Annotated in this window: 7 protein-coding genes and 1 tRNA gene; 3 read left to right on the top strand and 5 right to left on the bottom strand. The window is 48.4% G+C overall.

The features are described 5' to 3' along the window. Positions 1–121: 121 nt before the first annotated feature. A complete protein-coding gene (locus ACUVJL_RS25230; RefSeq protein WP_445248342.1) occupies positions 122–361 on the bottom strand; it encodes a hypothetical protein in 240 nt (79 codons plus the stop codon). Between the two features lie 206 nt (positions 362–567). Here ACUVJL_RS25230 and ACUVJL_RS25225 point away from each other — a divergent pair, with 206 nt between their 5' ends. Both ACUVJL_RS25225 and ACUVJL_RS25220 read left to right on the top strand, forming a co-directional pair. Next, entirely contained in the window at positions 568–1,278 is a 711-nt protein-coding gene (locus ACUVJL_RS25225) for a peptidoglycan-binding domain-containing protein (RefSeq protein ID WP_445248341.1), read from the top strand. A gap of 366 nt (positions 1,279–1,644) precedes the next feature. Beyond that, positions 1,645–1,726 (top strand) — tRNA-Leu (locus ACUVJL_RS25220). A gap of 222 nt (positions 1,727–1,948) precedes the next feature. Here the strand turns inward: ACUVJL_RS25220 and ACUVJL_RS25215 are convergent. Then, positions 1,949–2,074 (bottom strand): hypothetical protein, encoded by a 126-nt coding sequence (locus tag ACUVJL_RS25215; protein ID WP_333300723.1) that lies wholly within the window; start codon positions 2,072–2,074, stop codon positions 1,949–1,951. A 590-nt stretch (positions 2,075–2,664) separates the two neighbouring features. On the opposite strand from ACUVJL_RS25215, the gene ACUVJL_RS25210 reads away from it, so the two are divergent. Continuing rightward, positions 2,665–5,835, top strand: coding sequence for a leucine-rich repeat domain-containing protein (locus ACUVJL_RS25210; RefSeq protein ID WP_445248340.1), 3,171 nt, complete (start codon positions 2,665–2,667; stop codon positions 5,833–5,835). Positions 5,836–6,172: 337 nt separating this feature from the next. Here the strand turns inward: ACUVJL_RS25210 and ACUVJL_RS25205 are convergent, their stop codons facing one another. From ACUVJL_RS25205 to hetZ, 3 genes are all read right to left on the bottom strand, one after another. After that, positions 6,173–8,536, bottom strand: coding sequence for a transglutaminaseTgpA domain-containing protein (locus ACUVJL_RS25205; protein WP_445248339.1), 2,364 nt, complete (start codon positions 8,534–8,536; stop codon positions 6,173–6,175). Positions 8,537–8,812: 276 nt separating this feature from the next. After that, positions 8,813–9,883 (bottom strand): hypothetical protein, encoded by a 1,071-nt coding sequence (locus tag ACUVJL_RS25200; RefSeq protein ID WP_445248338.1) that lies wholly within the window; start codon positions 9,881–9,883, stop codon positions 8,813–8,815. After that, a complete protein-coding gene (gene hetZ / locus ACUVJL_RS25195; RefSeq protein ID WP_445248337.1) occupies positions 9,876–11,057 on the bottom strand; it encodes a heterocyst differentiation protein HetZ in 1,182 nt (393 codons plus the stop codon). The genes ACUVJL_RS25200 and hetZ overlap by 8 nt, the downstream gene beginning before the upstream one ends. Positions 11,058–11,216 lie beyond the last annotated feature (159 nt).

Below are 11,216 nucleotides of genomic sequence, written 5' to 3'. Positions count from 1 at the left end.
ATAGATTATTTGAATCCATTGAAAAACTAGAAGCACTGTTACATAAACTGTTAAATGAAGGAGGACTAATTATGAAATGGAACCGAAAAATAAAAAATAAAGGTAACTTAGTTAATGCAGTTTAGATGTCGAACAGCTTACATCCGTTACATCCGTTACATCCGTTACATAATCCGTTGCCGAACTTCCTTCTTGCTTCTTTCTTCTTCCTGACATCTACATCCGTTACATCCGTTACATAATCCGTTGCCGAACTTCCTTCTTCCTGACATCTACATCCGTTACATCCGTTACATCCGTTACATAATCCGTTGCCGAACTTCCTTCTTGCTTCTTTCTTCTTCCTGACATCTACATCCATTACATCCGTTACATAATCCGTTGCCGAACTTCCTTCTTCCTTCTTCCTGACATCCGTTACATCCGTTACATCCGTTACATAATCCGTTGCCGAACTTCCTTCTTCCTTCTGCTATATGTCTCAGAAAGCAGTCCGGGTAATACAATAAGATTTAGAAACTTGAAAAGAGGGAAACCTTGTCAAACCTCACTCACAGGACGAAATTTATGCGTGTGACTACTGTTACGATTTTCAGCTTGATAGCTCTGCTCGTTCCTGCGTTGACGCGAAAGGCAACTGCTGCTTTCGAGTCCAAACCCTTTGTGCAGGAACAGTACCGCAGAGACTTTACGAATCCCGCCGATGCGGGTGCGTCAGCATCGCCCCAGGAAAATTCCCAAGGAGATATGTTTAACAAGCCTTTTTACGCAGGCGAGCAGGCGCCAGTGAAAAAGGAAAAAACTATCTCGGCGGGAGCTGACGGGCCAGAAGTTGCCGCCATACAGCAGCGCTTGCAGGTGCACAGTTTCAAGGTGGGGACGATCGACGGTTCCTATGGAGCTCGCACCACATCGGCTGTGAGTGCGTTTCAGCAGTCTAAGGGGTTGAAGCCAGACGGCATTGTGGACAAAGAAACTTGGACAGCTTTAGCAGCAGATCCGGCGCCAAGTCCTGAAACTTTGCAGAGCAATGCTCCAATTCTGAGCAATGCTGGTGTTCCGGGAAATCCTCCAACTGTTCTAAATAAAGGCGCTGTCGGTTCCAAGGTGAAGACGCTGCAGGTGCGTTTGGAAATACAGGGTTACGCTCCAGGCCCGATCGACGGCATTTTTGGCGCTCGCACTGCTACGGCTGTCAAGAGCTTTCAGGAGGATAAGGGTTTGGCGGCTAACGGCATGGTGGACGAAACAACCTGGAAAGCGCTGGGCCAAAAGTAAGTGACGAGTGAAAAAATACGGAAAATTGCTGTGGCTATAACTCATCATTGAACCCGGTGTCCAAAAATGACCGGGTTTCTCGATGTTGAGCGATCGAGCCATTTAGTCCTCAGCCTGCGGAATTATCAGTGGGTCGCTTTCTTCAATCTAAAATCTAAAATCTAAAATCTAAAATCGAGCGATCAATGTAGAAGTTGGCGGTTGACTGTTGAGTGTTGACTGTTGAGTGTTGACTCAAAGCAGGCTTGGTAAAAACCCCCGGAATTATTAGTGGATCCGTTTCTTCAATCTAAAATCTAAAATCTAAAATCTAAAATCGATTGACCGATCGCTCTGTTGTGTGCTATAGTATTTAAGTGCAAAAATGCGGATATGGCGGAATTGGCAGACGCGCCAGATTTAGGTTCTGGTTCCGAGAGGAGTGAAGGTTCAAGTCCTTTTATCCGCACTTAAAATTTTTCTTGTAAAACACACAACCCCAGCCTATGGTCGGGGGCGTGTTTTTTATGTGGCTTGATACTCAATCTGAGTTTAAAACCGTTAGTTATTTTAATCGTTCTTGAGTGCTTGCTGAAAAGTTTTGATAGCATCAAGATGATTAACCAGATTAATGCAGCACAACAGCAACTCACAGTTTATTCCTCGCACTTCCTGGCTCTCAGCAATCTTTTCATAGTCCAAATCCTTCGGCTTCACTGTCAGCTAGTGCTTCTTGTGCCAGATTTCGAGAAGAGAGAATGTTTGGCGTTATTACGATCGCCATCACGAAGAAATCGATCGCCTGATTGTTGCTCATCAAACCGATGATTGAAAGGGTGAGGCTGTATTAAAAGTGAAAATTGGGCAATGCCATCAGATGATGCGCGCGTGGCCAGAAACCGGGTTTTTGCCCAGAATAGGCGTTAGGGCCGTAGAAAAGGGAAAAAACCCGGTTTCTTTGGTTTTGGTGCGTAGGCAACTCTGGACAGGGCAATGTCCATTGGTGTCAACTTAACGTCAAATCGACCGTCTCTCTTGTTTGTATCGGAGTCTAGATCCCCCCTAACCCCCCTTAATAAGGGGGGGACTGGAGTCTTCTCAAAGTCCCCCTTCTTAAGGGGGATTTAGGGGGATCTAGACTCAGGTAAAACCGATATTTATCAAGGATGGAAGTCTTAAGTTGACACCTATGGGCAATGCCGTTTCCCTACTCCAAAATAATCGTAGCACGGGCGAGGGTTCCGGGCGATCGCACTCGATGAGAGATGTAACCATCGCCCGATTAATTTTCGGGAAACGGCACCGCGTCGTGTCCTGATTCCTGCCGTGTCCTGATTGCTGCTGCCTTTCCCCACCCAACAAAAAATCCTGTCACAATAAACTGAATCCTACCGAGAGATAAAGGGCATGACGCGAGAGGAAGCAGTGCGGCGAATTCACCGGGCAGCCGAGGAAAAATTGACCCAACTGGATTTGTCGGGGCTGGACTTGGAGGAATTGCCGGGGGAGATTGGCAAGTGCACGCAGCTTGAAACGTTGGTGTTGGGGAAGCTCGATGAAGAGAAAAGAGGATGGGTTGGGAATAAGTTAACTGAGTTTCCTGATGCTGTTCTTCAATTAACCAACTTAAAAATACTTAACCTCTGTTGCAATCAGATTACAGCTATCCCAGAAGCGATCGGGCAACTGTCCAATCTGACACACCTTTACCTCAATAGCAATCACATTACCTCCATCCCAGAGGATCTCGGGCAACTGTCGAATCTGACACGGCTTGACCTCGATAGAAATCAGATTACCTCCATCCCAGAGGAGCTCGGGCAACTGTCGAATCTGACATGGCTTGACCTCGATAGAAATCAGATTACCTCCATCCCAGAGGAGCTCGGGCAACTGTCGAATCTGACACGGTTTGACCTCGATAGAAATCAGATTACCTCCATCCCAGAGGAGCTCGGGCAACTGTCGAATCTGACACAGCTTTACCTCAGTGGCAATCAGATTACAGCTATCCCAGAAGCGCTCGGGCAACTGTCGAATCTGACACAGCTTGACCTCGGTGGCAATCAGATTACCGCAATCCCAGAAGCGCTCGGGCAACTGTTGAATCTGACAGGGCTTGACCTCAGTCGCAATCAGATTACCCAAATCCCAGAGAATCTCGGGCAACTGTCGCATCTGACACACCTTTACCTCAATAGCAATCAGATTACCTCCATCCCAGAGGCGCTCGGGCAACTGTCCAATCTGACACGGCTTGACCTCGATAACAATCAGATTACCTCCATCCCAGAGGCGATCGGGCAACTCTCCAATCTGACAAAGCTTTACCTCAATAGCAATCAGATTACCTCCATCCCAGAAGCGCTCGGGCCACTGTCCAATCTGACACGGCTTGACCTCCGTAGCAATCAGATTACCTCCATCCCAGAGGCGATCTGCAACATGGAGAAGCTGAAAAAACTAGATTTGCGGGGTAATCCGATGCCAATTCCACCGGAAATCCTGGGCGGAAAGGAATTCTATGAAGATCCTGGCGATTTGCGTACCATCCTCGACTTCTACTTGCAAACCCGCAACCCCAACGATACCGAAGAACTCAACGAAGCCAAACTTTTGATTGTCGGCGAAGGCGAAGCGGGAAAAACCACCCTTGCAAACAAACTCCTCAACCCCAACTACGAACTCAAAGAACGAGAACCCTCCACCGAAGGCATCGATGTCATCCGCTGGAAATTCCCACAAGCCAACGGCAAACCATTCCGCGTCCACATCTGGGACTTCGGCGGACAGGAAATCTACCACGCCACGCACCAATTTTTCCTCACCGAACGTTCCCTCTATATCCTCCTCGTCGATAACCGCCGCGAAAACCCCAACCTCTGCTACTGGTTGAACATCATCGAACTCCTCAGCAACAGCAGTCCCGTCTTCCTCGTCCAGAACGAAAAACAAGACCGTCGCTGCGAAATCAACGTTTCCCAACTGCGCCGTGACTTTGACAACCTAATAGAAAAACCCCTCACCACCAACCTCGCCGACAATCGCGGACTCGAAACCCTCCAGCGCGCCCTACAAAACCGCATCACCACCCTCGATCACATCAGTACGCCCATCCCCAAACACTGGGCAAAAGTCCGCCACGTCCTGGAAAACTACGCCCGACGCAAAACCCACATCGAAGTCTCTGAGTTCTACGACATCTGCGCCACCCACGGCTTCGACAAATCCGACAAACAGGCCATGCTTAGTCTGAGCAAGTATTTGCACGACTTGGGTATTATCCTCCACTTTCAAACAAATGCTGACAAGAAAAAATCTATCCTCCTCAACTGGGTCATCCTGCGTCCCGAATGGGCAACCAACGCCGTCTACAAAGTCACCGATAACGAACAAGTTATCGCCCATTGTGGATACTTCACGGACGAAAACCTCAGCGAAATCTGGATCGATAGACAATACCAATGCCTCCACGATGAGCTACTTGAGCTCATGGAAAACTTCAAAATTTGCTACCCAATCCCCGGCCAACGGGGACACTACATCGCCCCGCAACTGCTCCCCCTGGAAGCACCAAAGTATGACTGGGACGACAACGACAACCTGATAGTGCGCTACAAATATGAGTTTATGCCCAAAGGCATCATCACCAGGCTGATTGTGGAGATGCACCGCTTGATTTGCCGCCCGAATATCGCTCCCTCTTCAGGTGCGGCTAGTGGGGATATTGTCTGGCGTGACGGCGTTCTCCTCGCCGACAACTACGCCAAAGCTGAAGTCATCGAGAATTATCATCAACGAGAAATCCGCATCCGCGTATCTGGAACCCCGAAAAACTATCTCCTAAATAGCATTCGTCACAAACTCCGGGAAATTCATGATACTTACGATAAGCGCCTCAAATACCAAGAATTAATTCCCTGCAATTGTTCCCAATGCAAAGGTAGCCAAAATCCCTATTCCTATGCCTTTGATGATTTGCGCCGCCGTTTGGCAAATGGCAAGTACACAGTGGAATGTGGAAAACCGCCATCATATGAAGAAGTCCAGGTGCGGGGCTTAATCGAGGATTTTCCCGACTATTCCCCAGAGAAAGTCCCTGGAATCGATCGATCGCCTGCGGTAGATTATTCTACATCTCAGCAAACTGTAAACAACTTATATTTTGACTTAGGAAATAAAATGACTCAAGATTCTTCCAACAAACCCATCACCCACTTCAGCGGCCCAATGTCTGGTGTGATCGGCAGCGAAAACGCCCAAGTTAGCAACAATACATTCAATCAAAACAATAACGCCAATACCGCCGAACTTCTGCAACTGATTTCGTCGATGCGTGAAACCGCGGCACAATTCCCCGAAGACGATCGCGAAGAAGTGTTGATGGAAATTGGCAACGTGGAAGAACAACTAAAGAAACCCGAAGAAAAGCGCAATCTGAAACTCATTGCGAAAAAATTGGGTGCTATTTTAGCGATCGCGGCGAGTATTGGTTCTCCGATCGCAAACATGACAGGTTTTACCAACGATGTCACCGATTTAGCTCAAAAATTCGGTGTCGAACTCCCGAGTCGATAGGCACAGTAAATAAAAAAACAGAATACTTATATACCCAGCACGGCGCGGTGTCCTGACGGTGGGTAATATCAATTCCGATGCCACCGGATTTGATATTACGCATGGGAGCCCAGAAACCAAGTTTTTGCCCAGAAGACGCGTTACAGCCCTTTAACCGGGCAAAAAACCCGGTTTCTTTGGTTTTTATGCGTAATATCAATTCCGGTTGCATTGGAATGATTTAACCACAGAGTACGCAGAGAACGCAGAGTTCGAGAACAGAGAGATGAATACAGGACGATGCTAACGGATTTGATATAACTCCTATTTGTGTAGAAGCTATTTCGATCGCCGATTTTTATCTTAACTTTTTGAGTTTCTTCAAGTGCGATCGCCTCAAATTTTCCACCAACCCCCGCAACTGGTTCAAATTACCCGCTTCGCCGCCATACTTCCAGCGCACGTAAGCTTGCGAAACTTCATCAATCACCTCAGCTTCATCAGTTGCATGATTACCGCGGATTGCCTCAGCATACTCCAAAGGCGTTTGAGCTTTCTGCTTGGCAAAACCCCTACTCGCCAAATCCTTCAGCATTTCCTGATAAACCCCCTCCACCGGCGGCAACTTCGCCAGCCAGCGGCGGTGGCGCCACTTGCGCCATACTTGCCAAATTAACCAGCCAATAAAGCCAAAGGCGATCGCAGCAATCAAACCAGTAAATAACCCCACCCAACCCCTAGAAAACTGTCCCAGAAACCAGCCCACAATCAAACTTATCCAGCCAATTAGAAAACCTATAACTGAATCCAGCCCGCTTCTGACAGGAGTCGGTAGCCAACCCGCGATCCACTTCCAAAACGATTCCAGCGCACTAAAAGTCTGGTTTTCTTCCACCGAAGCCGGAATCAGCGGATAACCGGGAATCGGATTAAAAGCAAACCAGCCGTTATTGGGAAAATATACCTCCGTCATCAAAAAAGCGTCAGTATTTTTCACAACATAGTAACCAGTAAACGGGTTGAATTCTCCCGTATCGAAACCGCCAGCCAGCCGGGCCGGAATCCCGATCGACCTCAGCATAATTGTCAATACCGTCGAAAAGTGGTCTCCATATCCACCTGTAACTTTTTTGCCGCCCTGGGTGTTTTTGTAGCCAAACAGAAAAGCCTCGACTAAATCTTCACCTTCTTCTAAGTAAGGCAAAGCTTTTTCTATTTTGTAATTCGGATTTTGCTTTAAATATTGAGCCAAATACAAAGCTTTTTCGTAAGGAGAATCGATCGGTCTGTCCGACTGAGATACTCTAGTTCTTGCAGCCAAGATTTCTTCAGTTTTTTCTCGCACCTTCTGGGCAATTTCCGGCGGCACATCCAAATAGAACTTGCGAATATTTTTCGGGTATTTAGTACCAGTTTTCCCCAACAAAGAGCGCTCGCGAAAAGGTACATTAGAAATCACCGTATAAGTCAAACCCTCTCGCAATTCCACAGGCGATCGCAAACCCCCCTCCGCATCAACCGCCACCTCGGTCGTCGGAAAGTAAAGTTCCTTCGGCTTGTTTAAAGCCGGAATCAAATTCGGCAACTGAGCAACAATAGTATAACTTTGAATCACCTCTTGAGTGCGAGGCGCATTTGGAAAAGGATTCAGATAAAATTGATAAGACCACCTAGGTCTATTCACCTTTTCAGCTTGTTCGTTGCGAGAAATTTCCCAACCCTGACCAGTGTATTTGTCAAAGCCTAATACTCGCCAAAAACCCGCAGCCTGCGATCGCACCCGCATCACCACTTGAGGTTTCATTTCCCCCCGCAAATTTTGATTAATGCGCTGGTTGAAACCGTAATAAAAAGTAGAGTCCACCTCTCCTGGCCCTTTCTCTGGGTTTCGCCCTTTCCCTCCGCCAGCCCCTTCTTGGTTTCCCCCTCTGACATAGCCCGGATTCAGAATGCTGCGCGAGTCAAACTCCCCCTGATATTCAATAGGAGCACTCACCGGAAAAGTCCGCAACTGATAGCCAGGGAGGCGCGGCAAAAACGCAAAAATAGTCAGCCCCAACCCGACAGTTATCAGCAGCAGCCAACCAAAATATTTGGGAGACAAAGTAGCCCTAAATAACGACCAGTTCTTGTTTTTCTCTTTACCTTCTACCGAATGCTTTCTATCTTCTACCTTTGAGAGTCCCAAGCGCGATCGATAATCCAACACCAAAGTTGGAAGCGCTAAAGCCAAAAACACCACCAGCAGCGGCCCAAAAGTCAGCGTTTGACTGAGAGTCGCTGCTACGCTTAACAGAATCAGCCCGATGACTATCGAATAGCCCAAATCCTTGCGGCGGGGCAAATCGAAGCTGTGCAGCACTTGAAGTTGGATTAACAGTTGCGCCAAAACTAACCGCGTATCATTCAATTCTCCCACCAAGCGGCTAAAAAAAGCGAACAGGGCCACCAGCATTCCAATAGCTATGCAGAACTTAGCAGCTACATTGCGATCGCGGCGGCGGTACCAACTCCAAGTTGCTCCCACAATACTAACAGGCACAGCCCACAGGTTCAGGGCTTCTTCAGCAGCAACGTCAGTAGCTACAATTCCCACAATTACCAACAACTGAACTAGGATTCGCAGCAGTAAAGAATCCTCAATCACCGGCGGAGGCATGGCCTCTATCTGCTCCCACAGTTTACCCAAAACAGGTATATTTCGCAGGTTATCAGTTGTCATGTGCACCCATCCAACGATTTTAGATTTTAGATTTTAGATTTTAGATTGAATCCACAGATGCAATCTGGGTTTTAACTAATATCTAAATCTTATTTCTCTGTCATTAGATTTTAGATTGAATCCACAGATTAACTTCACAGATGAATCTGGGGGCTTGAACTAATATCTAATTTTTTTTGCTTTCCACGACGACAGAAGTCGAGGAATTGCATTTGTTTTTGTGTGAGGTCAAACCACAGAGTAAAAACCTAAATTATTTACTCTAAATAGACCTTTCTAGTTGCTCTCTTGTCCTGCCAAAATTGGACGAATAGCAAACATCAAAGGTCGGGTCTCGAAGTTTTGGAATCGAACTTCTAGGGCATAAGTCTTGTCAGGTTGTGGGTCAAACAACTCCACACTTAAATGCCCGGAACTCGGACGATGTGCAGTTGCTTCGGCATCTCCTCCCTTGAGTTCCAAACTTCCTGCCCCGGGAAATTGGCACTCAACTCTTAAACACGGCATTGGCTGTTCTCTGTTGCGGTTCGACAGGTATTGAGCCTCCAGAGTCAGCGAACCCAAACCAGTCAGCCACTGCCGCGAAACCGGCGGCTGATTCACAGGACAATCCAAAGTTAGAGACTCCATGATTTCCTTGGCGGCCAACAACGACAGCACCATTTGTTGATCGGTACTCGCCGCTTCGTAAGTCGGGAAATCTTCTAAATCTAGAAGTCCCCGCAAAGAACCTCTGAGCACTAAACCAGCTAATTCGTTGAGTTCCTGAGACTGGCCCGGAAACAAGCCATCTACAGCGCGAACTAACTTCGAGCCTTCCCGCAGCGACGACATTACCAGTTCCTGACAAGGTTCTAGCAGTTGAGCAAAAACCCCTTGGGCGATCGGAATTGGCAGGCGGCCCCACCTGATATTTTGTAGTTGGGGAGTCCAGAGGTGCAGGGGGGGAACCCATTGCGGGGCTACATCGTCTGGATAATCGTGGTCGTAGCTTTTGAATTCTGTTTCCCAGGGGAACAGCGGCGGGTTGGATTCAATTTCGGCTCTAAGCCTCTGTTTTAACAAGGTCTGAAAACGGTCTTGCACGGTCGGTATTTCTCCAATTGTCTGCGGTTGTGCGGGTGCATTGCTGTGCGCCCCCACTTGATAGTCCAGCGGGTCTGGTTCGTCCCATTCCCAGTATTCCACCCCGGAATTCTCTTCTGTAGCGCCCCACTCTTCTGAGCTAGGGGGCGGATTGAGGTTTTCCTCATCTTCGCTAGAGGCATTGGCGATTGGCGCCTGTAACATCCAGTCTAAAAAATGACGCTCGAAAGCCTCTGCATCCCTGTTCGTTTCGTTATTCATCACTAGATGCCCCTTCTCCGGAATCTGAACGATTTCGTAATTCCCAGGCAAGTTCCAGCAATTTAAACCACCGTTTCTGTACCTGGGCTACCGTGCTGCCGAGGGTTTGCGCGATCGCTGGCTCTGACAGACCTTGTTGTTTCAACTTTAGCAAACGCTGTCCCTCTGGACCAATTTGCTCGCCAAAAACCTGCCACTGAGAAGGCAGCAAACCCAGATTGCGGTCTAAGTCTGCTTCCAGCCACTGGTGAACGAGTTCCCACCGGTGCGACATGGCGAACCTGAGCAAATGGTACTTGAAGCGCTGCTGCAAATAGTCTCTTTGGCGGGGAGTTATGCCCAAAAGCGACTCTATTTCATTAGTCGGCAAGTCTTGCAAGCGCAGCACGAAGTAATCGGCGCAGTCTTGTTGATTGCGCTCTTTCAAGTAACCCACTAATTCATCAATCACGTTTTGCCGCAGAGATTCTGACTCGTCGCCTAGCGGACGAATTGCCGCCGAACCCTGTCCGGCCATCGCTTCCCGCACCGAGTGCACCGAGGTGTCGTTCCAAGTTTGGTCGGAATCTGAAGCCCCTCCGTCGGCGGCTTGTTCCATATCTACGGAGGTTTCTTTGGGCTGCTGCTGGGAAAAGGTTTGGGCCCGTAAAATAATTAGTTGCTGGCTGCGGTTCCGAGGCAAAGGAATGCGCCGCTTGCCGAAGCGCTCTACAAAGGCCATGTACTCTGCTAGTTCTAAGCGAGTCCGGGGACTATAGGTGGCTGGTAGTTGGGTTTCGCGCCGGAATGCCTTTAAAGCTTCGAGATAAAATCCTTGCAAAAAATCTTTGATCAGTTCTACTCGCGCCTGATAGCTAGACTGCACCTGCGGAGGAGTGATGTAGCGATAGACGATCGCGCTGAGGGTACTGTGCAATTCTACTCGCCCGGGCCCGGAGCCTAAATTGTAATAATGCAGGCATTGTTGCAAGCGGTGCTGAGCGAGGCTCTGGGCTGAACCTTCTATATCTCCGGAGGCTTGAATCCGCTGGCTTTCAGTGCATATCCTGTTGACTTCTGCTGCGAGTCGCCCTGCTACATCTTGGCAGTTCTGCTCTGACGCGCGAGTGGACTTTTTGAGTTCGTCTAACAGCCGTTCAAATATGGTTTCCACGCTCTGGCAGATTTCCCGCATGATGGTTTACAGCTAACATTGACATCCACCCCGGCGTAAACGCACGGGGATTCCTAAGACTCACGACTTAGGTTTCTGCTTCCGTCCCCTAGGGGATTTCGCACCAGCCTTAACAGATTTACTCTGTTCTGGTCTTACGGTCGCTCCACAGACTGACAC

The sequence above is a fragment of the Microcoleus sp. OTE_8_concoct_300 genome (assembly GCF_031383065.1).
Lineage (GTDB): Bacteria > Cyanobacteriota > Cyanobacteriia > Cyanobacteriales > Microcoleaceae > Microcoleus.
The sequence above is the reverse complement of the archived record's forward strand: the minus strand, read 5'-3'. Positions and strand labels throughout refer to the sequence as shown.

Excerpts from the sequence above, each read along its gene's own strand:
- hetZ (WP_445248337.1), bottom strand. The coding sequence starts at position 11,057 with ATGCGGGAAATCTGCCAGAGCGTGGAAACCATATTTGAACGGCTGTTA.
- ACUVJL_RS25200 (WP_445248338.1), bottom strand. The coding sequence starts at position 9,883 with ATGAATAACGAAACGAACAGGGATGCAGAGGCTTTCGAGCGTCATTTT.
- ACUVJL_RS25230 (WP_445248342.1), bottom strand. The coding sequence starts at position 361 with ATGGATGTAGATGTCAGGAAGAAGAAAGAAGCAAGAAGGAAGTTCGGC.
- ACUVJL_RS25215 (WP_333300723.1), bottom strand. The coding sequence starts at position 2,074 with ATGAGCAACAATCAGGCGATCGATTTCTTCGTGATGGCGATCGTAATA.
- ACUVJL_RS25205 (WP_445248339.1), bottom strand. The coding sequence starts at position 8,536 with ATGACAACTGATAACCTGCGAAATATACCTGTTTTGGGTAAACTGTGG.
- ACUVJL_RS25225 (WP_445248341.1), top strand. The coding sequence starts at position 568 with ATGCGTGTGACTACTGTTACGATTTTCAGCTTGATAGCTCTGCTCGTT.
- ACUVJL_RS25210 (WP_445248340.1), top strand. The coding sequence starts at position 2,665 with ATGACGCGAGAGGAAGCAGTGCGGCGAATTCACCGGGCAGCCGAGGAA.